This is a genomic window from Lactobacillus melliventris, assembly GCF_013346935.1.
In the GTDB taxonomy this organism is placed as follows: Bacteria; Bacillota; Bacilli; order Lactobacillales; family Lactobacillaceae; genus Lactobacillus.
This window is the reverse complement of the sequence record NZ_JAAEEB010000004.1, coordinates 64,503-86,239: the sequence shown is the minus strand read 5'-3', so window position 1 is coordinate 86,239 and position 21,737 is coordinate 64,503. Positions and strand designations below refer to the sequence as shown.

Annotated in this window: 18 protein-coding genes; 14 read left to right on the top strand and 4 right to left on the bottom strand. The window is 34.5% G+C overall.

Features of this window, described 5'->3' with window-relative positions:
* Positions 1 to 25: 25 nt before the first annotated feature.
* From GYV61_RS04815 to GYV61_RS04785, 7 genes are all read left to right on the top strand, one after another.
* Positions 26 to 475 carry a PTS sugar transporter subunit IIA gene (locus GYV61_RS04815; protein WP_110446411.1) on the top strand — a complete coding sequence of 150 codons (450 nt, stop codon included), beginning with the start codon at positions 26 to 28 and terminating at the stop codon, positions 473 to 475.
* A gap of 3 nt (positions 476 to 478) precedes the next feature.
* The gene (locus GYV61_RS04810; protein ID WP_046325322.1) at positions 479 to 796 is read left to right on the top strand and encodes a PTS fructose transporter subunit IIB; all 318 of its coding nucleotides are present in this window, start codon (positions 479 to 481) and stop codon (positions 794 to 796) included.
* Between the two features lies 1 nt (position 797).
* Complete coding sequence (locus GYV61_RS04805; RefSeq protein ID WP_110446410.1) at positions 798 to 1,895, top strand: PTS fructose transporter subunit IIC; 1,098 nt, start codon at positions 798 to 800, stop codon at positions 1,893 to 1,895.
* A 65-nt stretch (positions 1,896 to 1,960) separates the two neighbouring features.
* Complete coding sequence (locus GYV61_RS04800) at positions 1,961 to 4,633, top strand: glycoside hydrolase family 38 N-terminal domain-containing protein (protein WP_174794999.1); 2,673 nt, start codon at positions 1,961 to 1,963, stop codon at positions 4,631 to 4,633.
* A gap of 8 nt (positions 4,634 to 4,641) precedes the next feature.
* Positions 4,642 to 7,263, top strand: coding sequence for a glycoside hydrolase family 38 N-terminal domain-containing protein (locus GYV61_RS04795; protein ID WP_174794998.1), 2,622 nt, complete (start codon positions 4,642 to 4,644; stop codon positions 7,261 to 7,263).
* A gap of 52 nt (positions 7,264 to 7,315) precedes the next feature.
* Positions 7,316 to 8,221, top strand: a complete 906-nt coding sequence (locus GYV61_RS04790) for a BglG family transcription antiterminator (protein WP_174794997.1) — start codon at positions 7,316 to 7,318, stop codon at positions 8,219 to 8,221.
* Entirely contained in the window at positions 8,193 to 9,224 is a 1,032-nt protein-coding gene (locus tag GYV61_RS04785) for a BglG family transcription antiterminator (protein WP_174794996.1), read from the top strand. The genes GYV61_RS04790 and GYV61_RS04785 overlap by 29 nt, the downstream gene beginning before the upstream one ends.
* 199 nt (positions 9,225 to 9,423) lie before the next feature.
* Here GYV61_RS04785 and GYV61_RS04780 read toward each other — a convergent pair whose 3' ends face one another.
* Entirely contained in the window at positions 9,424 to 10,137 is a 714-nt protein-coding gene (locus GYV61_RS04780) for a GntR family transcriptional regulator (RefSeq protein WP_122026330.1), read from the bottom strand.
* Between the two features lie 128 nt (positions 10,138 to 10,265).
* Here GYV61_RS04780 and GYV61_RS04775 point away from each other — a divergent pair, with 128 nt between their 5' ends.
* From GYV61_RS04775 to GYV61_RS04760, 4 genes are all read left to right on the top strand, one after another.
* Positions 10,266 to 11,627: a glycoside hydrolase family 1 protein gene (locus tag GYV61_RS04775; protein WP_174794995.1), complete on the top strand. Its 1,362-nt coding sequence runs from the start codon at positions 10,266 to 10,268 to the stop codon at positions 11,625 to 11,627.
* A gap of 12 nt (positions 11,628 to 11,639) precedes the next feature.
* Positions 11,640 to 12,968 (top strand): PTS sugar transporter subunit IIC, encoded by a 1,329-nt coding sequence (locus GYV61_RS04770; protein WP_122026328.1) that lies wholly within the window; start codon positions 11,640 to 11,642, stop codon positions 12,966 to 12,968.
* Positions 12,969 to 13,428: 460 nt separating this feature from the next.
* Positions 13,429 to 16,032, top strand: coding sequence for a cation-translocating P-type ATPase (locus GYV61_RS04765; protein WP_174794994.1), 2,604 nt, complete (start codon positions 13,429 to 13,431; stop codon positions 16,030 to 16,032).
* Between the two features lie 183 nt (positions 16,033 to 16,215).
* Positions 16,216 to 16,863, top strand: a complete 648-nt coding sequence (locus GYV61_RS04760) for a hypothetical protein (RefSeq protein WP_174794993.1) — start codon at positions 16,216 to 16,218, stop codon at positions 16,861 to 16,863.
* A 204-nt stretch (positions 16,864 to 17,067) separates the two neighbouring features.
* Here GYV61_RS04760 and GYV61_RS04755 read toward each other — a convergent pair whose 3' ends face one another.
* From GYV61_RS04755 to GYV61_RS04745, 3 genes are all read right to left on the bottom strand, one after another.
* Positions 17,068 to 18,102, bottom strand: a complete 1,035-nt coding sequence (locus tag GYV61_RS04755) for a linear amide C-N hydrolase (protein WP_174794992.1) — start codon at positions 18,100 to 18,102, stop codon at positions 17,068 to 17,070.
* A gap of 184 nt (positions 18,103 to 18,286) precedes the next feature.
* Positions 18,287 to 18,871: a DJ-1 family glyoxalase III gene (locus tag GYV61_RS04750; protein ID WP_122026324.1), complete on the bottom strand. Its 585-nt coding sequence runs from the start codon at positions 18,869 to 18,871 to the stop codon at positions 18,287 to 18,289.
* Between the two features lie 36 nt (positions 18,872 to 18,907).
* Positions 18,908 to 19,564, bottom strand: a complete 657-nt coding sequence (locus GYV61_RS04745) for an HAD family hydrolase (protein ID WP_174795112.1) — start codon at positions 19,562 to 19,564, stop codon at positions 18,908 to 18,910.
* Between the two features lie 258 nt (positions 19,565 to 19,822).
* On the opposite strand from GYV61_RS04745, the gene GYV61_RS04740 reads away from it, so the two are divergent.
* The 3 genes from GYV61_RS04740 to GYV61_RS04730 all read left to right on the top strand — a co-directional run bounded on the left by GYV61_RS04740 (position 19,823) and on the right by GYV61_RS04730 (position 21,735).
* Complete coding sequence (locus GYV61_RS04740) at positions 19,823 to 20,101, top strand: autorepressor SdpR family transcription factor (protein WP_110446397.1); 279 nt, start codon at positions 19,823 to 19,825, stop codon at positions 20,099 to 20,101.
* Complete coding sequence (locus GYV61_RS04735; protein ID WP_174794991.1) at positions 20,088 to 20,723, top strand: SdpI family protein; 636 nt, start codon at positions 20,088 to 20,090, stop codon at positions 20,721 to 20,723. The genes GYV61_RS04740 and GYV61_RS04735 overlap by 14 nt, the downstream gene beginning before the upstream one ends.
* Positions 20,724 to 20,973: 250 nt before the next feature.
* Positions 20,974 to 21,735, top strand: a complete 762-nt coding sequence (locus GYV61_RS04730; RefSeq protein ID WP_174794990.1) for a sulfite exporter TauE/SafE family protein — start codon at positions 20,974 to 20,976, stop codon at positions 21,733 to 21,735.
* Positions 21,736 to 21,737 lie beyond the last annotated feature (2 nt).

The following is a 21,737-nucleotide window of genomic DNA, read 5'->3' as shown; positions in this document are numbered from 1 at the left end:
AATAAGAAAAGAAGTGAAGACATAAATGAAATTTTCTGCCGATGATGTTTTTTTAGATGTCAATGAAGCTAGCGTAGAAGACTTTTTACAATATGCAGCCAAAGCGGCATATGATGCAGGCTATACCAATGACATTGAAAAATTAGATCAAAGTTTTTTGGCAAGAGAGCAAGAATTTTCAACAGGACTTGAAGATGGCTTTGCAATTCCGCATGCTAAAACAACAGCGGTTAAAAAACCGGGTTTTCTTTATTTTAGATTAAGTCAGCCTTTAAACTGGAAGACATATGATAAAAAGCCAGTAACTGATGTTTTTGCATTGATGGTCCCACCCGAAAATGCAGGAGACAAACATTTGCAAATGCTGGCCAATTTATCAACGGCATTGTTGGAAAAAGATTTTAAAGAAAAATTACGCAGCCTTTCTTCTAAAGAAATGATTGCACAATTTATTAATGAAAAGATTGGAGAATAAAAAATGAATGTAGTAGGAGTTTCTGCTTGTCCAGCAGGCTTGGCCCATACCCCAATGGCAGCTAAGGCTCTAGAAAAAGCTGGTAAGGAATTAAATTGGAATGTCAAAATTGAGCAACAAGGAATGATGGGACCAGTTAACGCTATTTCCCAGAAAGAAGCAGATGCAGCTGATTTTGTCTTAATTGCTTCTGATCAAAAAATAACTAGTATGGACAGATTTAAGGGCAAGCCAGTTATTCGAGTAGATATTAACACTTGCATTAAGGCACCTAAAGCTGTTTTGAAGAAATGTGCTGCTGCAATTAAGAAGGAGAATTAGTATGAAAAGAATTTTGAAAGAGTGGGAAGGAGCAATCATGAGTGGGATCTCATACATGATCCCAACTGTTATCGGTGGTGCACTTGTTGTTGGTGTACCGCAATTGATTGGTATGTGCTTTGGCTATGGTAATTTATCTAAGTTTGCTAAAACCGGTGGCTTTTTCCATATTCTTTATCAAATAAACTCAGTAGGTTGGATTGGTATTGGCTTAGTTAACTTGGTAATTGGTGGCTATATTGCGTACGCTCTCGGTGACAAACCAGCTTTAGGTGCTGGTTTTATCGGTGGTCAGTTAGCTACTAATAATCAACTTGGCTTTATTGGAGCCATCGCTGCTGGACTCATTGCCGGCTATGTAGCACGTTGGTGCCGCAAGATTAAAGTTCCAGATAAATGGAATTCGGCAATTGAACTTATTGTCATGCCGCTTTTAACTGTTGGCTCAGTGGCGCTCTTTGTAGGTGTTATTTTAACGCCACCACTAGCTTGGATTAATAATGGCTTAACATCTTGGGTTAAGTATATGGTCGAACAAAAGACTAATGCTGTCTTATTAGCTGCCATTATGGGAGGCATGATCGGTGTTGACCTGGGTGGACCAGTTAATAAAGCAGCTTGGGGAGTAGGAAACTTTTTCTTTATAGAAGGCATTTATCAGCCATGTTTATATACCAACATTGCTATTTGCGCTATTCCAATGGGTTATGCGCTTATGAGTTTCATTTGGCCTAAGAAGCGATTTTCTGCCGAATTATTAGAAATGGGACATAACAACTTAATTATGGGAACTTTTGGTATTACTGAAGGTGCGATTCCATTCATGATGAAGGCCCCACAACTGATAATTGTTAATGTACTTGGTGGAGCTCTAGGTTCGGCCACAGGTGCATTTTTAGGAGTGAAATCCCATATTCCACCTTTAGGCGGTTTACCCGGAATTTTGACTGCAGATAATATTTTTGCTTATCTTGCTGGTATTTTTGTTTGTGCTTTATTTATAGCTATAGTTGCACCATTAATTGCTGACTTTACAGATAAGGATTCATCTGGTGATGAATCAGTGAGTGACGACGACATCGAGTTAAATATTCAGTAGAAATAAAAACTATAGTTTAAGAAAATATTCCTTTTAAGCTATAGTTTTTTTATTTAGGAGACAGAATGATAAAAAAAGTTTTTGTTGTCCCGCATACTCACTGGGACAGAGAATGGTTTTTTACTTCAGAACGAGCTAAAGCATATTTAATTAAAGACTTAAAAGATGTAATTGATCATTTAGAAAAAAACGAAAAGTACGGTAGCTTTTTATTAGATGGTCAAACTTCTTTAATTGAAGATTATTTATCTTGGCGTCCGCAAGATATTGAGCGTGTAAAAAAATTAGTTAAAGAAAAGAAACTTTTCTTAGGACCATGGTATACCCAAACTGATCAGTTCATGGCATCTGGTGAAAGTATCATTAATAACCTCAGAATCGGGACAAGTGCCGCATCTGATTTAGGAGGATACATGAATGTAGCTTATGTACCGGACTCGTTTGGTCAAGAGTCAAGTTTGCCGCAAATATACTCTAGTTTTGGCATCAAAGATGCAGTTTTATATCGTGGCTTTTCAATGGCGGACACTAAAAAATCTGAATTTATTTGGCAGGGTGAAGATGGTTCCCGAATTAATGTGTTTCGCATGGCTTGTGGCTATTTTATCGGGAGCGTAATTGATGAAAATAAGTTATCAGCATTAATGAAAACTGAACCCTTCAAAACTGTAGTCCAACAAGCAACAACAAATAACATTTTATTTCCGAATGGTTCAGATATGGCTCCATTAAGACATGACTTGCCAGATTTAATTACAAAGTTAAATGATGCTAACGAGAAAGAATACCGATTTAAGGTAGCATCGTTGCCAGAATATATTGCTGCAGTGAAAAAAGATAAGCCTGACATGGCAGTAGTTAGAGGTGAGCAGGATTGCGGCAAAGATATGCGTGTTCACAAGTCGATCTATTCTTCTCGAGCAGATATCAAAAAATTAAATACGGAATTACAAAATTATCTCACTAACATTGTGCAGCCTGTTTTGTCCATGGGCAGTTATTTTGGTCTAAATTATCCTTTTGCAGCAATAAAAAGCTTGTGGCAAAAAATGGGTAAAAATGCGGCACACGATTCAATGGGTAATTGTGTATCTGATAGAGTTAACAATGCGATAAAAATGCGGTATCTGGAAGTGAAAGATACTGCTGAAAGCTTAGTTGATTCTACTTTACGCTTCATTTCTACACATATTAAAAGTGAAAAGTATCCGATTACTTTGACAGTATTTAATACATTGCCCTTTGTAAGAGATAAAGTAATTAATAAGACTCTGTATATTCCAAGTCGCAATTTTAAGATTGTCGATTATGAAAACAATGAGATAGCATACGAAATTAATTCAATCAAAGATAACACTAATTTGATAAAGGGTGCCACTATCCAACTAAATCCGGGAGAAAATATTTATACCCCGAAAAAAGTTTACTGTATCAACTTGAATATTGATTTTGGTGAAATTCCGCCTTATGGTTATAAGCAATTTTACCTAATACCACTTGAGGACAAGGAAATAGAGTTAAACGAGTTAGAAATTGCTGATACGAAAATTGAAAATGAGTATTATCAAATTTCTGTTAACACAGATGGCAGTTTGAATATTTTAGATAAACTGAATAAAAAGCTTTATTCAAATCAAGTAATTCTAGAAGAAAACGGTGACGGGGGAGATTCATATAATTATTCACCTGCAAAAAAAGATTTAATAATCTATTCGACTAGTCAAAAACATCAGGTGCAGGTATCGCATGGCAAATTGCAAGATAAATTAATTATCTTGTTTAATTACATGGTTCCTAAAAATTTGGAAATGAGAAGTCAGGAAATAACCGACACTAAAATGCCTGTAAAAATGGTTGTTAAATTAACCAAGTCCGCTAAAATGATTAAGTTTAAAGTTCAAGTTGATAATACTAAGCCGTTGAGTCACAGACTCTGCGTTGATTTTGCTAGTCAACTTGATACTAATTTTAGTATTGCGGATATTCAATTTGGCACAATCAAACGTCCTCTTGCAAAAGAGGAAGACTTAGCAGATTGGGCGCAAAATCAAGAAAAATGGCAAGAAAAACCAATTTCTATCAATACAATGCAAAGTTTTGTGTGTCTTTCAAATGCTAAAAGAAATATAGCTGTTATTCCACAAGCGGTCAGAGAATATGAGTGCCTAGGTAAAAAGGATTCTGTTATAAGATTGACCCTTTTCCGCACTTTTGGCATGCTAGGCAAAAGTGATTTATTATATCGTCCTGGTCGCGCCTCCGGGGATGAAACAGTCACGACGCCTAACGCGCAATTAAATCATAAATTGGAATTTAAATTTGCACTGACTACAGGACAATCCAGTTATGATCAGTCAAATTTAGCTAATGAAGTTAAAGACTACGAATCTCCTTTGCAAGTCTATGAATATGCAGAATTTTTAAACGGTAGGCTAACTTTTCCACTGAATCCGTGTAGACAGTTTTTAGAACCTGAATTTAGCTTATTTAAAACTGAAAACAAGTTGACAGTAAGTACAATTGAAAGATCAAGGTCTGGTCTAGGATATTGTTTACGACTCTATAACCCCAAATTTCACCAAGTGAGTGAACAAATTACGTTTGCTAAACAGCCAAAGATAGTTCAACTAGTTGATTTAAGGGAGCGTATTTTACAAGATTTAAAAATTAAGAATAAGCAAGTAATCATACCAAAAATTGGGCACGCTAAGTTTATGACAATTTATTTTGAGTTTTAGGAGATATTATGGTTAAGGCATATTTTGTTAATCACACTCATTGGGATCGTGAATGGTACTTTACTACGCAAGATGCACAGGTATTGAGCGATCAATTATTTACAGAAGTATTGAACGAACTTGAAGAACATCCGGAGGCTAATTTTACTCTTGATGGTCAGATGTCTATTGTAGATGAATACGTTGAGATTCATCCTGAAGCCAAAGGTAGAATTCATAAATTAGTTAATCGGGGACAACTCTTCATTGGGCCTTGGTATACTCAAACAGACGCTCTTGCCCCTAACGCTGAATCTCTATTAAGAAATCTGATTATCGGAATTTTGCATGCTAGACAAAATTACGGTGAACCGATGCTATTAGGTTATTTACCGGATACCTTTGGCTTCAACGCTAATTTACCGATGATTTTAAATCAAGTGGGAATTCATGACTTTCTATCATGGCGCGGTACGAATTTTAAAAGACAAACTAAATCCGTCTATTTTAAATGGAAAGCGTTAGGTGGAAAAGCAGTATTTGCTGCCAATTTCCCTTTAGGCTATTTTACTGGGCAAATAGATCTGGAATCAAAGCGCAATTTAAAGGACTTTGTCAAAAACCGGCTGGATAAAGGGATAGATTTTGAAGCATTACATGGCAATAATTCTGAAGTCCTTGTACCTTCCGGCATAGACCAAATGAATATAATTCATGATCTTTCAAAGACAATTGCTCAAGTAAATCAGTATTCTAAACATGAAGTTGTAATTAGTTCATACCCCGAATTTATGCAAAAATTGCGGACGAAAAAATTACCTGAGTTTCAAGGAGAACTGAGATACCCCACTTATTCCAGAGTCCATAGAACCATTTGCTCTGTCAGATCTAGAAATAAACGTAAAAACTTTAAACTTGAGCAAGTTATAACTCGGCGTTTGGAACCTTTAATGGTAATCGCCCAATATGCAGGTATTCCAATTTCAAATGGCATAGTTATTAAGTTATGGAAATTGTTGTTCAAAGTGCAACCACACGATACGATGGGTGGCAGTGTTACTGATAACGTGGCGCTAGACATCAATGAGCGCTACAAACAGGCTCTTGAAATAGCAGACGGTTTAGAAAATTACATTAAGAAAAGGTTGGCTCAACGGCTTTCATTATCAGATCATGACGTTTTGGTTTTTAATACAGATCCTTATAGCTTTAAGGGGCGGAAAGTCGTAGATATTATTTCTAGTTCTGCTAATGTTAAGTTTCCAACTCAAAATAAAGCAGTCATTGTGGACTGCAAAGAAGTCAAATCCAGACCTCATATTATGCAGTTAACTCCTAATGGTTATGAATTTAAAGACGAACCTGGCTATTTCAAATTAAAAGTTAGTATACATGTTGAAATGAAGGGCTTAGGCTATCAGGTTATTCATTTTGAGAAAAGTGAGAGCGTAGTGCCTAAGCTTAGTCTACAAAAGGGCAGTTCAATCGCAAATAAGGAAGCCACAGTTAATTATCTGGATGGCAAATTTAATTTAGTTACTAAAAATAAAACTTTTACGGATGTCATCAGTGTTTATGATCAAGCAAATGATGGTGACACATATGACTTTTCGCCACTGAAAAATGATCGCGAAATGCGCCTTCCGTGGCAGGGAAAAATTAAGGTTGCTAAGGCAGAAGACATCGAGACACTGCAATTAAGTGGTTCCTGGTCATTACCTTATGATTTAGAGGACAGAGCTAACAGTCAAAATGCGAAGCAAGTAGCGGTAAATTTCCAGCTTACTTTGACTATGGTTGCTAATTCTCCAGTGATATCAGCTAAGTTGATAGTGGATAATCAGGCTCTTGCTCACCGCTTAAGACTTAGATTGAAAACTGGTCTTGAAACAGATAATGTTCATGCACAAATCCAGGGTGGATTTAGAAAAACAACTAATGAAAAAATTGCTGATAACTGGAACGATGAATTTGTTGAAAAACCGGTGAATATTTATATTTTTGATCGTTGTGTCGGTTTAAATAATTCAAAGGTAGGATTGTACTTTTTAGGAGAAGGTCAAAAAGAATATGAAAAAAAGGATGATTCACTTTTTATTACTTTAATGGCTACAACCGGTCAGCTGGGGAAACCGAACTTATTATGGCGACCAGGTAGAGCTTCTGGTGACACTACATCCGTTGGCCATGTGATGATGCCTACTCCAATGGCACAAGAGTTGGGTGTTAATGAGTTTAATTTTGGCTTATATGTTCCAAGCGGAAGTCAATTAAGAGAAGAAAATCTGTCTCAAGTTATTTCTAGATGGTATTCTCCTGCAGTCAGTTACCAAATGCAAAAACATAATCTGTTCATAAATAGGCTAGATAACAAATTGTGGGATGTAGAATTTGCTCCAAATTTGCCTCAACTTAAGAAAACCGAAAATTGGCTGAATATTAATAGTGACATTGAAGTTTCTGCACTTTATTTGTCTTATACAATAAAAAAATATTTGGTACTGCGTCTGTCTAATATGACTAACACAGAAAAAGATGTTTCATATCTTAAAGATAAAGATTTTATTGAAGTTGATGGCTTAGAAAAAATTATTGCACAAGATTTTAAAATTGCGCCTTATGACATGATTACTTTAATAAAAAAGATCTAGGTTAAGCGCAAGTATTTACTGAAAGAAGTGCAAATGAAAATGAGGTGATAATTTGAAACTATCCTATAAACGATTAGGACAAATTCTTGAACTTTTATTGAATGATTCTGCCAATCGCTACGTTTCAACCTCCTTTTTAGCACAAAAGTGTAATGTAAGCACGAGGACTATCAGATCCGATATTCAAGCTTTAAATAAGGAATTAACTATTTTTAAGGTGACTATCAAAAATAAACGGGGTGCTGGTTTTTATTTAACAAATGTAGATGCAGAAACTAGAGCTAAGTTACTCAAAGTTGCTAAAAGTGATTTGCCAGTTACTAGGTCAGAGGAGCGTATTGCTGCAGTTGAGCAATATTTACTGGTAAATGATAGGGTAAAATTATCAGATTTAGTGGAAAAGTTTTTCATTAGTGATAATACCTTTTTTTCATACCTTGTAACTATTAAAAAAGAATTTAGTAAATTTAATCTTAAAGTAAATAAATCAAATGATGTTTATAGAGTAAAAGGTTCTGAAGCAGATAAACGAAACTTTATTATTGCAAAGTTAATTAATAAAAAATCAGATAATTATATTATTGACTTCACTGAAAAAGAAAGAACCATTTTAGCTAATGTCGATCTAGATAAGTTAAAAAAACTTATCCATGCGTTTTTAAGACATTATAGTTATCATATTTCTGACATTAACACTAAAAATATTATTTTGCATTTCGCATTAACTATTTCACGAATCAAATTAAACTTTCATTTGGAAGCAAGTACACATGCAAATATCAAAAAGGATGTGCTGCAAAATTTAAAAGAATTATTTGTAAAAATAGAAAGTGAATTTGAAATTAAACTAAATCAAAAAGAAAAAGATGATTTGGTATATCACTTTGCATTAAACTTTCCTCAATGTGTTATCTATACCAATAAGTCTAATGCTAAAGAAAGTATTGCAAAATATTAAGAGTGAATTTGCTATCAACCTTTTAAACGATCAGGAATTGCGGGTGAATTTAATTCAACATTTGACGAATTTAGTTAAGATTAAAAAAGTAAATGGTAAGCGTAAAAACCCATTATTAAATGTGATCTTGTCGACTTTTCCGTATGCCTATGAAATAACTGCCTATTCTGCTCCCATTTTGGAACGCATGCTAGATCTTAAATTAGATGATGATGAGTTGTCTTTTATAACTCTTCATATTGGTGCTTCGATTGAAAGACAAGGTAGTCGTTCTTCAAAGAAAAATGCCGCACTGATATGTGGTTCTGGAGTCTCAACTGCAGTTTTGGTAAGGGCAAAATTAGAAACACAGTTTGCCGCTTTTTTGAACATTACCGGTACATATACTTATGATGAATACCTAGAAGGCAAAGCAAATAATAACGATTTTTTGATTTCAATGGTACCTATTAGCAATGCTGCCGTTCCAGTAATACAAATAGATTTAGCAAATTTTCACAATGATATTTTACAATTATCAGATTATTTAAAATCACTCAATAATCCATACCGAGCAATTGATAAATTGTTTGATGAAGATAATATTTATCTATTAAAAGCGAAATTGTCTAAAAATGAACTTTTAGATATGTTAATTAAAAAATTAGAGCAAAAAAAGATTGTTAATAAAGACTTCAAAGAAAAAGTATATGAAAGAGAAAAAATGTATTCAACAGCGATTGGTGGTAAAATTGCAATACCGCACTCTTTGGGCTATGCTACTAATAAATCTAAGGTTTGTTTTGCACGTCTTTCACAGCCGATTATGTGGGATGAAAAAAATGAAGTAAAATACGTTTTTTTATTAGCAATTGCTCGAAAGGACTATTTAAGTATTCAAAAATTATTTGATTTTATTGTCGATTTACAGACTAATTCTACATTTAGAGAAATTATTGATAAAAGTTCTACTCCTAACGATGTTAAAACAGCAATCAGTAAATTGATTCAAAATAGTTATTGAGATGATATGATTTTAAATAATTAACTAGAAAATAATGGCTTTTTGTCAACAGGCATTACAACATTTTTAATTATTTATTTTAGAGGATCGTAATATTCCTTGGTTAATGTAAGTACATTAGCAAACAATTTATATAATTAATAAAAGCACAAGATTTAGATTTTAAAACTTGTGCTTTTTATTTGTATATTACTAAAATTTAAACCTGATTTAAAGTTAATTCGCCTTGATCATATCTATTTCTGGTTTGGGAATATTCAAAAGGAATGCCATTATCCAAAAAACAAATTTGTTCCACTTCAAATACAGGGTCAGTGGCAGAGCACTCTAGATAAAGCTGATCATAGGCATCTGGTTTGTCAGCACGAAAGGTACGATTGGCTTTGCCGATTTTCAAATTTAATGTATTTTCTATATAACCATAGATCGACTTTTGAAGAACATCCATTGTAATTCCAGGAATAACTTTGATAGGCATGACAGTATACTCAAGTCTGGCAGGGAAATCATTTAAAAGCCTTTGTCTAATAATGTCGTAGACCAAATCACTCATACCCAATTTGAGAAAGAAAGCTTCTTTGTCTGTAGGTTCTCTGATGTCGAACGAAATCACATGACTAGTTAATAGTTTATTGTTCATTAGGCGTTCGGTGAAGCCAACGTGTGCCGTGGCATTATCTTTTTTGGAAATTTCCGTTTCATTATCAGCTAATATTAGAGTACCATGGCCTCTAATTGGTTTAACAATACTCTTATATTCCAAAAAACGTAAAGATTTAACTATCGTAACTTTGCTTGTCTTATATAAACAGGACAGTTTACTAATTTTGGGCAACTTCTTTTGATATTTGTGTGTCAAAATATCTTGCTCAATTAAATTAGCAATTTTAATATATTTAGGTTTCTTAGCCATTTTACTACCTCAAATTCGTAAGTAAATAAAATCATTTACTTATACTTCAATCATTGTTTACATGAAATTAAAAGAGCAATAACATATTACTTGAAAGCGCTTTTAATAGTTAGAAAGAAGAATCAAAAATGACTAAATTTTTCTGGGGCAACTCTACGTCTAGTATGCAGACAGAAGGTGGTTGGAATGAAGGAGGTAAAAGCCTATCCGTATATGACATTCGTAAATCAGGACCACATACCAGTGACTGGCATTTTGCAAATGATAATTATCATCATTTTAATGAAGATTTTGATTATATGCAAGATTTGGGAATGAATATGTATAGATTTCAAATTTCATGGTCACGTATTATCAAAAATGGTGACGGTGAAGTAAATGAAGAGGGCTTAAAGTATTATGATAAATTAGTGGACGCACTTCTTAAACGTAATATCCAACCAATGATATGCCTTTATCATTTTGATATGCCACTACATTTGGCAGAAGATTTTAATGGCTTTATAAGTAAAAAAGTTTGTACTGATTTTATTCGTTACGGCAAGATAGTTGTCGATCATTTTGCACCTAAAGTTAAATATTGGATAACATTTAATGAACAAAATTTATATCATACTTCTGGTGCATTTAAAGTTTCTGGTTACATTCATGGAAATAAATCATTAACGGATTTATATCAGATTTCACATAATGTTATGTACTGTCATGCTGCAATTGCAAATTATATTCATGAAACAACAGATGCTAAAGTTGGTGGCATGCTCGCCTATAACCAAGTATATCCAGCTACTTCCAGTCCTGCTGATGCTTTTGCTGCCCATCAAATAGATGAATTTTTAAATTTTAATCTTTTAGATGCTTTTAGTTATGGCAAGTATTCAGATGCTGTAATTAAATTTGTTCACAATAACCAGATCAATATTGAAGTAACAGATAAAGAGAAGAATGAAATTTCAAAATTACGGAGTGATTTCTTGAGTTTTAGTTATTATGCTTCAAGCACTATAAATTCAAGTAAAATTCCGGCAGAGACAGCACCAAATATGTATCAAGATTATGGTAGAGAAAAAAATCCTCATTTAAAATCAACAGAATGGGGTTGGCAAATTGATCCACTAGGATTTAGGGATGTGTTAAATAAAATTTATCAACGCTATCATTTGCCTGTTTTTCCTATTGAAAATGGTATAGGTGTGCGAGAAAAATGGGATGGACATCACCAAATAGAAGATGACTATCGAATTGACTATCATAGAGCCCATATTAAAGCTTTACAAAAAGCTGTCACAGAAGACGGTGTTGAAGTTATGGGCTACCTTGGTTGGGGCCTAATTGATATTTTAAGTTCTCAGGGTGATATGGAAAAACGCTATGGTGTCGTTTATGTCAATCGGACTAATCATGATTTACGAGATATGAAAAGAGTACCTAAGAAGAGTTATTTTTGGCTCAAAAAAGTTATCCATTCTAATGGACAAGATTTAAGTTAGAAAGGAAATAAAATGAATAATTCAGCTAGTACGCAGAATCATCCAAAACTACAAAAATTTTTGGATAAATTTACTGATATTTCTGTGAAAATTGGTAATCAGGTTCATTTAAGGTCATTAAGAGATGCTTTTGCTACTTTGATGCCTATGTTTATTTTGGCTGGCGTAGCGGCACTTTTTAATAATGTTGTTTTTACCTGGCTTTTTAAAGGAGCAACACTAGCAAGGTTTCAGGTTTTCGGGACTGCATTAACAAATGGTACATTAAACGTTGCTAGTATTTTGGTAGCGCCCATGATTGCATATTTTTTGGCCAAAAACAAATCCTTTGAAAATCCAATTTCCGCCACGGTAATAGCTTTATCAGCCGTTTTCATTATGTTGGCAATTAATGTTAGTGTAGTTCCAAATGGATCTAAAAAAGCGGTTGATATTACTGGAGCAGTTCTGTATTCCCAAGTAGGTACTAAAGGAATGTTTGCTGGGATAATTATAGGTTTACTTGCTACCGAGATTTACATGAAATTTTCAAAAATTAAGGCTTTAAAAGTTAACTTGGGAGATCAAGTACCTCCTGCTGTGGGACAAAGTTTTACAGTATTATTTCCTTCGTTATTAACTCTTAGTTTATTTGGGATTTTTGCTGCTATATTTGCCTACTTTAATACTGATTTAGTTACGTTAATTTCAAGACTGGTTCAAGAGCCTTTACGATCAATTAATACTTCATTACCAGGCTTTTTATTAATATATTCTTCAGGTAATTTTTTGTATACTTTAGGTATTCACCAAACTGTTATTAATGGCTCCCTTTTAGATCCACTAAACCTAGTAAATATGAATGAAAATATGGCCGCTGTTACAGCACATAAAATGCCCACTCATATTATAAACTCAGATTTTGTAACAGTTTATTCTCAAATGGGCGGCACCGGCTTAACAATTTCTTTGATAATAGCGGTGCTATTGGTTTCTCATTATCAGCCTTATAAAGATGTTGTTAAATTAGCAGCAATTCCAGGAATTTTTGAAATTAATGAACCGATTATCTTTGGTTTCCCAATTGTTTTCAATATTCCAATGATTATTCCATTTGTTTTAAGCCCTGTCATCGGCTCACTTATTGGTTATTTTGCCACTGCTGTTGGATTTGTGAGACCCTTAGCATATATGGTTCCATGGACTACTCCACCAATTTTAAGTGGCATTTTATCAAGTGGTGGGGACTGGAAAGTTGTGTTAGTCCAAATAATAATACTCGCTGTATGTACCATCTTTTATATACCATTCATTAAAATTTCAGAACGTGTTGCAAGAAAACAAGCTGAGATTACGAATTAGAAAATTTAAGTATGTTCGACTATTAGTCAGATTATAAAAAGTACCTTATAAAACACTTTAAATAACAAAATTAATTATTTAGCAAAAAACTGAGCTTTTTCAGCCTTATAATGCTAATAGTATAAGCATTAAAGTAGCTCAAAAATAACAATTCATGTAAAATAATAATAAGCTTGTATAGGAAAAGAGGATGCTTAGTTTAGAAATTAAATTTTTAAGCTAAAGACAATTTATAAAAAACGTTGTTAATTAACAACTACCTTTTAAATACTAAATGAGCAGAAAACTTCGGATAGCTATCAGAGGCTTTCTGCTTTTTTAAAAGTAAATAACTCATTGTCTTTAATACATAAAATTAAATTTAGGTCTATAAAGAGCCATATAACTTCAGTAAATTAACTTATCTATACAAACATCTTAACTGTAATTTATTTCATAAGCGAATAATGGAGGAGATAGCATGTCCCAAAAGTCAGAACTACTATTCACGAAAACCCCCAAGTCCGGTTTAACTGCTGCTGAAGTAGAACAAAAGCGTGGTGAATTCGGCACTAATGAGTTGCTCGAAAAACGCCCAGTTCCATTGTATAGAAAAATATGGCATCATCTTAAAGATATTTCATCTCTTGTGCTTTTATTAGCAATAATTCTAGCGACATATATGGCTGTTTTTCAAAACGGCGGTTGGACCAAAACCATTGTAATCAGCCTAATTTTGGTCATTAATGTGGTAATTGGACTGTACCAGGAAGCTTCTGCGGAAAGATCACTTGCAGCTCTCAAAGAAATGAGTTTGCCAACAGCTAATGGTCGGCGTGATGGGCACGATATGACAATCGCTGCTGCAGAACTAGTGCCCGGAGATTTGATTTATCTGAACACTGGTGATCAGGTTCCAGCAGATGCTGTGATTTTAGATGAAACTAATTTAGCGGTTGATGAAGCAATTTTAACTGGTGAAAGTTTACCTGTTTCTAAAAAAAGCTTTCAATCAAAAACTAGTTTGACTAGTGATGAGCGCGTCTACTCCGGAACTTCAGTTGTTAGTGGCCGGGCATTTGTTCAAGTTAATGCAATTGGTATGGCAACTGAGCTTGGCAAAATTGCCAATCTTTTAAATGAGACTCATAAACGGGAAACTCCTCTTCAAGGTAAGTTAGACAGCCTGTCAAAATGGATGACATTTTTTGCTGGTCTAGGTGGACTGATGATTTTTGCCTTAAGCATAGGACTGCAAAATAATAGCTTAACTGATAGCTTAATGATTGGGTTATCTTTAGCAGTTGCGGCTGTACCTGAAACTTTGCCAATTATTGTTACTATCAGTTTATCCCGCGGAGTCAAAAGAATGGCTAACCGCAATGCTATTATCAGACAGATTGGTGCCGTAGAAACAATTGGCAATGTTGACGTTATTGCGACTGATAAAACAGGTACTTTAACTCAAAATAAAATGACTATTACCAAGTATTGGACTCCAGAAACCGGCATTAAAAAAGCTGCTGATTTACCAGACGCTGGTCAAAATTTGTTAAAGATGTTAGGTTTAGCTAATAATGCTAAAATCATGGAAAAAGATCGTTCAGAAGAAGTTGTTGGTGATGCTACTGAAGTTGCAATTGTGAACTGGTTACACGCGCAGGGAAGTTCTCGCCAGCTGTTAGAAGAAAAAGCCCCTCGGATAGCGGAAGATCCTTTTGATTCTGATAAAAAAATGATGTCCACTGTCCATCGTCTAGATAATGGCAACCAATTGGTAATTGTCAAAGGGGCTTGGGATAGATTACCCTTAGATGAAAAAGAACCAATTAAAGCGGGCCAAAAGGCTCATGATGATCTGGCTAGAGCAGCGCTAAGGGTGCTGGCAGTAGGATATAAAATAATTCCTGCTACTGCTGATCCAACCAATTGGAATGAAAATAACTCTAACTTGCAGCTTGCAGGTATGATTGGCTTAATTGACCCACCTCGGCCGGAAGCAAGAACGGCTGTTCATAGAGCAAAACAAGCAGGTATCAAAACCATAATGATAACTGGCGACCATCTTGTGACCGCTGAAGCAATTGCTAAAGAAATTGGCATTTTGGAGTCAGGCCAAAAAGCAATTACAGGAACCGATTTACAGAAAATGTCGGACACTGAATTAAAAAATTGTATTCAAGATATCAGTGTTTATGCTCGTGTTACTCCCAGTGATAAAATCCGGATAGTTCAAGCTTGGCAAGAACTTAATAAAACGGTTGCCATGACAGGTGATGGAGTGAACGATGCACCAGCATTGAAAGCTGCGGATGTTGGTATTGCCATGGGTATCACAGGCACAGAAGTGGCAAAAGAATCTGCGGATATGGTTCTGACTGATGATAACTTTGCTACAATCATTAAAGCTGTAGCGGAGGGTAGGACAGTCTACCAAAATATTATTAAAGCGGTAGAGTTCTTAATTGGTGTTAATTTCGCTCAAATGTTCTTAATGGTTATTAGTACAATTTTTGGTTGGGGTGCACCACTATTAGCTGAACAATTATTAATTATCAATGTGCTTGCTGATGGGATACCAGGATTCTTTATTAGTAAAGAACCGGGTGAACCAAATATAATGGATCAAGATCCAATAGGTAATGAGGAGAGCCTTCTTGGACGCGGATTAATGCAAAGAATGATTGTTAGAGCGACAACTTTCACAGTTTTAACTCTGGGAGTTTACGCCTATGGTAAATTTGTTATTTCACCTAATGACGCGCAAGTGAGTATGACTTTAGTCTTTTTAGTTTTAGCCCTTGGCTCCATGATTGATATCTACGCTATTAAAGATTCTCAACCAATCACTGTGCAAACATTTAAATCCAATAAAATGCTTAATTGGGGACTGTTACTAAGTATGATACTGGTTTTATCGCTGACACTCTTACCTCGTTTGCGACAGTTTTTGCACTTGGCCTTGCTACCCGTTCAAGGCTGGCTGGTCGTTTTGATTGGTAGTTTAATTCCTATTTTTGTTTTGGAAATGAATAAACGTTTGACTAGCAACATTAAAATGGAAGTAGAAAAAAATAGTTGCTAAAGAATTGATTTCAAAATAAGTCTTGAAAGTTGTCTTACTTTTAGGGCTTATTTATTTTGTCAAAATTGTTAAGCGTTTTACATTTTTTATAGTTAAATAATTAATTATTATTGACATATAAATGTAATAAAGTTACAATTTCGTTACAAATTAATATTATAGTTTGTTTTTTGAGGTTAAAAAATGAAACACAAGTATTTGAAAACAGTTTTATGTTCTACAGTCACCCTTTTTTCCTTTACGGCGCTGGCTAATTCAACTGTAGTTAAAGCTGAAAATATTGACACCGCCAAGTCAGCAGCGGTTAGTCGGACAACCGAACCGGGTATGACCGTTACGCCTGCTAAACGGTTTGCTAAAGAAGGTTACGTATTTAAATTGGCACGGAATGCTGTTGTTTATCCCGCAGTTAATGATGTTATCAATGACACTTCTAAACCATTTGGCAAAAGCTGGGTTGAGAAAATGGCAGATAAAAATGTCAAATTTAAGATTACTGAATTTGGTACCAGTAAGGTTGAATTACTCGCGCACATAGTTGATCAAAGTGGCAAAAATCACGGCTGGGTTAGCTTCTTTAATGGCGATCTTTATAATAAAAATGTTAAGAAAAAAGCTTTGCAGCCATTGATCAAAGCAGAATTAAAAGTCATGGATTTACAATTTGAAGGCAAAAAGCCGTCATTGATTCCTGCTAAAAATGAGGCTCGAAAGTTACAAGGTCAAAACAAAAAGATTGCCAATAAATCAATAAAGGAAATAAAAGGCTGGATTGCTTATAAAGGAGATTTAGCTTATACACATTATCCATCATTATTGGTTGGTAAATAGTGATTATTTATAAAAATGAGTCTAGGAAATACTCTAACCTAACTAAAAAGGCTGACAGATCACGTCAATAAAACGTTGATTTGTCGGTCTTTTTAAATTGTAAAATTTTTTAATTTAACTTCAAAGAGCCATTTTTCCTAGACTCATTTTGTTTCAAATAGAACAATTAAAAGACTAATGACTCAAATCAACTGGTAATAAATTTTAAGCTAGAGCTTTTTGTCTTTTAGTTTCTAATACTTTAAAGTCGTGTTGAATAGGTTGAGTGATTTTAGACGTTGTGTCAGGGTCCAGAACAAACTTGGTCATTGTTGGGCAGTCTTCGGGTTGAATATATAAACTTCTGCTTGAAACATCATATCCTGCCCAGTAACCAGAATAATCACATTTGTCTTCACCCTCGTGAAGATGTTCTAGTCCCCGTGGAATCATGACGGATTTAAAGACGTTATATAATTGTGGAATTCCTTGATCAGAGTGGAATGGTGCTAGGAATTTAGAAATAAATGTGCCACGAACAAAACGTGATGGTGCAGTGTAATCACCGGGTAATCCCAACAGACCTGAACCACTTTCAATTTGTTTAATATCTAGTTGATCAGTAATTTGGTGATGACCCAAATTGTGATTAGTTAAATGTAAGTAATTCCGTAAATTGTCAAGATGCCAAGGATATTCCGGACTATTGGTCATCACACCAATGCCATCATAAATTTTGAAGGCACCATTGTTAACTGGTTCTAAGATTACGCTTTTGCCGCTAGAATCACTAAAGGTATAATGCATTGGAATTGGAGTAGGGATGCCCGTGTCAGCATCTTCCCAATCAGGATAATTAGTTTTTTCCTGACCTAAATGTTTGAATGCTTCCTTAATTTCTGCGATAGAACCAAAATTACTTAAAACATAGGCAACAACTTCTTCACCAATGATTGGCTTTAATCCGCGCTTTTTAAGATTTTCTACTGTATCCCAAGAGGCCTCTTCTAAAAATTGTGCATCTCCTACGATTCCAGCACTATTAATGCCATCGTTAAAGAAAAGCGAATCATTGACGTTGATACCCATAAATGGATATTTAGTCGTCCAACTTTGGTGCAAACCTTTTAATTCATAATTTGCAGGAAATGTAGTCATTTTGCTATCCGCACTTGGTTTGAAGGGGTCGAAGGTAAAATCCATTGTCCGTCCCCAAAATACGTCCCCACTATCTGACTTGACTGCAATAGTTGTGCACATTTTAATACCTCCTGTTATTAAATTTTAAGTGTAATTTAATTCTATCATGTTTATTTAAAGCTAGGCAATTAAGTGCTTTGTTTCTGGTTTTGACTGAAAAAGTTAGTAAAGTATTGAATAATCATAATGGCAAAATAAAAGGGTGAAGCAGTTAAGCTTCACCTTTATTATTGGTGGTGTTAAATTACAAACTATCTTGAATATTTTCAGCCAGATAATTATAAAGCATTCCGGCTTTCAGATCCTTGGTGGCAATTCCGAGAGCTTCCCCAATTGCGTATGCAAATGCCCAGGCAGTTGCAGGACCACGACTGGTAATTACTTTGTGAACATTATCAGTAACAGTAATAGTTTCCTTGAAATGTCCGCTTGGAGCATCTTTTTTAGTTTGTTCTTCAAAGCCAGGGTAGCAAGTATAATCAGCATCAGCTATAACGCCATAACGGGCAAGAGCAATGGGGGCAGCACACATTGCGGCATCCCATTGGTTAGCGTTATGCCGTTTTATCATCAGATCTCCCAGTTTTTTATTATCCCGTAAATTTTCTGCTCCGGTTGTTCCACCTGGAAGAGCTACTACGTCATAATCCAATAGACTATCGTCAACAGTTTTATCACAAGTAAGTTTGATATTGTGTGCACCATTGACAGTTGTACTAGTAAGCCCAACCATATCAGCTTGAACGCCTAAGCGGCGCAACACATCAATAACGCTTAAACCTTCAACTTCTTCACAACCATCGGCAAAAACTACAGCTACTTTATTCATTTGTTTCACCTCACAATCCTTTTTCTTTATTATAAACTAGCTTAATTCCAGGTAAAATAATAAATCACTTAATTTATTTAAATGTAAGGTTGGGTGAGGGCTAATTGGCATTTTTACTTTCTTGGGCGAGAGCCAAAGGGAATCTAGGTTAGCATTTTCGGCACCCTGAATTTCATCGACTAAGTTTGTCCCAATCACAAGACAAGTAGCTGGCGACAGATTTTGCTGGTGCAATATTGTTGTCAAAACCTTTTTATCTGGTAATTTACTAGTCAAGTCATCTTTAAAATAAACTGCGGAAAAATAATTTAATAGTTCTGTGCTCTGCATGCGGGATGAAGCCACATCTTTTTTCTCTTTTGTCAGCAAAATCAAGTTAACTTTATTTTTCACTTCATCTAAAAAAGGCAAGACATCTTTATTTAACTGATCTTGTTTTTGCAGCTGGTTGTCAAAAGCCTGTTTCGCAGAAATCCAGTCATTTTTAAAGAATTCCTGCAAAGTTAATTTAATGCGTTCATCAAATCCTAGTAATTTAATCTTTTCCTGTACTGAGTTATATTGTATGCGCTGAGCTGGACCAAATTCTCTGCCTGCCAACTTCAAAGTCTGACTAAGTGCATTTAGTTCTGCAACTTTTTCGTTTAATAAGCTTCCTTCAAGAATAAAAATTAAAGTTTCATATTTTGCCAAGTGTACTTTTCCTTTCATTAACTAACCCTCTGCATTATAACGATTAGCTAAGCTAAATTAAAGACAAATATTTATGAACAAGTTTTTACTCATAATTTTTCTGAGTTCTCACACAGCCACCTGAATAGTTTTATTATTTTTACTATAGTTCAAGGATTTTTGATTAACATGTTAAAAATTATTGTTTTTTGTAAAAATTGTGATACTATTTAGATAAATATCTAATTAGATATTTGTCTAAATAGAAAGGAAACTAATGTGAGCTTTGAAACTAGTTTTAAAGCATTGTCCGATCCAGTGCGTCGCAAAATATTGCAGCTTTTAAAAAATGGACCAATGTCGGCAGGAGATATTGCTAATCATTTTAATATGACTAAAGCTACTATTTCCTACCACCTTAATATGCTGAAAAAGGCTGATTTAATTGAAGAGGAACACGAAAAAAACTTTATTTATTATTCGCTAAACACTTCTATTATAGAAGAAATTATGGGTTGGTTTGTGGACCTGAAAGGAGATCATGATGAAAAAGAATAGTATTCGTCAAACAGAATTAATCTCGCTTCTGCTAATTTTATTTCCAGTTTTGACCAGAATATTTTTATATAATCGTTTGCCGCAAAAAATGGCTACACACTTTGGGATGACTAATATGCCAAATGCTTTTAGCAATAAATTATGGGTTATTATTGGTTTGCCTTTTTTGGGAATTATGCTTCAAGTAATGGTTTTTTTTATATTACACAATCAAAAAGAAACCAAAAATCTTGATTTTAAGATAGTTAATATTACCCTTTGGCTTGTTCCTGTTATTACTAATATCGTAAATCTGTCACTTTATGCCTATGCACTGGGTCATAAAGTAAAAGGCTCCTTTATACTTAGTGCTTTTTTGGGACTGTTCTTTATTATTTTTGGTAATTATCTGCCTAAAGTTAGTCCTAATCATGTCGTTGGCATTAAATTACCATGGACTTTGAATAATACGGAAAATTGGCGTAAAACACACAGATTTGCCGGATGGGTCTTTTTTATCAGCGGCATTATTCTGCTTCTAACTTCTTATTGGGAAATGTATTGGACGATTATATCCGTCACTATTATAGTTATTTTGATTCCAACTTCTTACTCATATTTATTGAGTAAGAAAGGGTATTAAGTAACTTAAGATACTGAGAGATGAATTTAAAACAAAATATTTATTTAGAGAAGAACTGACTTTATTATCGACTAAAGTTAATTCTTTTTGCGTGCAAAAACTGTATGTTTCAGTAATTATTATTTAGAGACTAATTTGTTAAATCAAACTTCATTATTAAATAGACAATTGGTCAGAATTAAATTCCTGCTTAAATTATTTTTCAAGAGCATTATAATAGAAATTAACTTTTAAAAAGGAGTTAATTTGAATGGTATCTATTTTTTCACTGATTTTTATATTAATAGGGGGCGTAGCCAGCGGTTTGTTGTCGTCAGTGGCTTCAATGGCTTCTCTTGCTTCATATCCGGTATTACTAGCAGTTGGTATTCCACCGGTTTATGCCAATGTCACAAGTGATGCCGCCTTGATTTGGACTAGTATTGGTTCGACTATTTCTTCAACAAAGGAGCTTAAGGGACATTGGCACCAAGTGGCCTTTTACTCGATATTTACCATTGTAGGTTCTTTAATTGGCTGTCGTTTATTATTAGCTTTCCCATCGAGTGTTTTTGAAAAAGTGGTACCAATTTTTATTGCTGGTTCGGGTGTTTTGGTAATTGTTTCAGGTAAGCATCATAGTTTAGAGCCGCATAAAAGACCACTGTGGCAGGAAATTTTTTATATTGCTGCATTATTAGGTATGGGCGTTTACACTGGCTATTTTGGAGCAGCCGGCGGAGTAATTGTGCTGGTTTTATTAACTTATATTACTGATGAAAAGTTTATTGTCGTTAATGCAATCAAAAATGTCATCTGCGGCCTGGCTAATCTGGTAGCACTGATTGTCTTTATTTTTACTTCGCGTATATATTGGCTGCAGGCTATTCCTCTTGCTATTGGCATGTTTATAGGTGGCTATTTAGGGATGGACATTTTGCGCAAGGTTCCGGCCAAATATGTCCGCATCTTTATTGCAACTTTAGCTTTTATTCAAGCTGGGTATTTCTTTTACAAAGCATATATGTTATAGTT

What these genes read in the sequence shown, in the direction of transcription:
- GYV61_RS04815 (WP_110446411.1), top strand. Translation starts at nt 26, where the DNA reads ATGAAATTTTCTGCCGATGATGTTTTTTTAGATGTCAATGAAGCTAGC.
- GYV61_RS04810 (WP_046325322.1), top strand. Translation starts at nt 479, where the DNA reads ATGAATGTAGTAGGAGTTTCTGCTTGTCCAGCAGGCTTGGCCCATACC.
- GYV61_RS04805 (WP_110446410.1), top strand. Translation starts at nt 798, where the DNA reads ATGAAAAGAATTTTGAAAGAGTGGGAAGGAGCAATCATGAGTGGGATC.
- GYV61_RS04800 (WP_174794999.1), top strand. Translation starts at nt 1,961, where the DNA reads ATGATAAAAAAAGTTTTTGTTGTCCCGCATACTCACTGGGACAGAGAA.
- GYV61_RS04795 (WP_174794998.1), top strand. Translation starts at nt 4,642, where the DNA reads ATGGTTAAGGCATATTTTGTTAATCACACTCATTGGGATCGTGAATGG.
- GYV61_RS04785 (WP_174794996.1), top strand. Translation starts at nt 8,193, where the DNA reads ATGCTAAAGAAAGTATTGCAAAATATTAAGAGTGAATTTGCTATCAAC.
- GYV61_RS04780 (WP_122026330.1), bottom strand. Translation starts at nt 10,137, where the DNA reads ATGGCTAAGAAACCTAAATATATTAAAATTGCTAATTTAATTGAGCAA.
- GYV61_RS04775 (WP_174794995.1), top strand. Translation starts at nt 10,266, where the DNA reads ATGACTAAATTTTTCTGGGGCAACTCTACGTCTAGTATGCAGACAGAA.
- GYV61_RS04770 (WP_122026328.1), top strand. Translation starts at nt 11,640, where the DNA reads ATGAATAATTCAGCTAGTACGCAGAATCATCCAAAACTACAAAAATTT.
- GYV61_RS04765 (WP_174794994.1), top strand. Translation starts at nt 13,429, where the DNA reads ATGTCCCAAAAGTCAGAACTACTATTCACGAAAACCCCCAAGTCCGGT.
- GYV61_RS04760 (WP_174794993.1), top strand. Translation starts at nt 16,216, where the DNA reads ATGAAACACAAGTATTTGAAAACAGTTTTATGTTCTACAGTCACCCTT.
- GYV61_RS04755 (WP_174794992.1), bottom strand. Translation starts at nt 18,102, where the DNA reads ATGTGCACAACTATTGCAGTCAAGTCAGATAGTGGGGACGTATTTTGG.
- GYV61_RS04750 (WP_122026324.1), bottom strand. Translation starts at nt 18,871, where the DNA reads ATGAATAAAGTAGCTGTAGTTTTTGCCGATGGTTGTGAAGAAGTTGAA.
- GYV61_RS04735 (WP_174794991.1), top strand. Translation starts at nt 20,088, where the DNA reads ATGAAAAAGAATAGTATTCGTCAAACAGAATTAATCTCGCTTCTGCTA.
- GYV61_RS04730 (WP_174794990.1), top strand. Translation starts at nt 20,974, where the DNA reads ATGGTATCTATTTTTTCACTGATTTTTATATTAATAGGGGGCGTAGCC.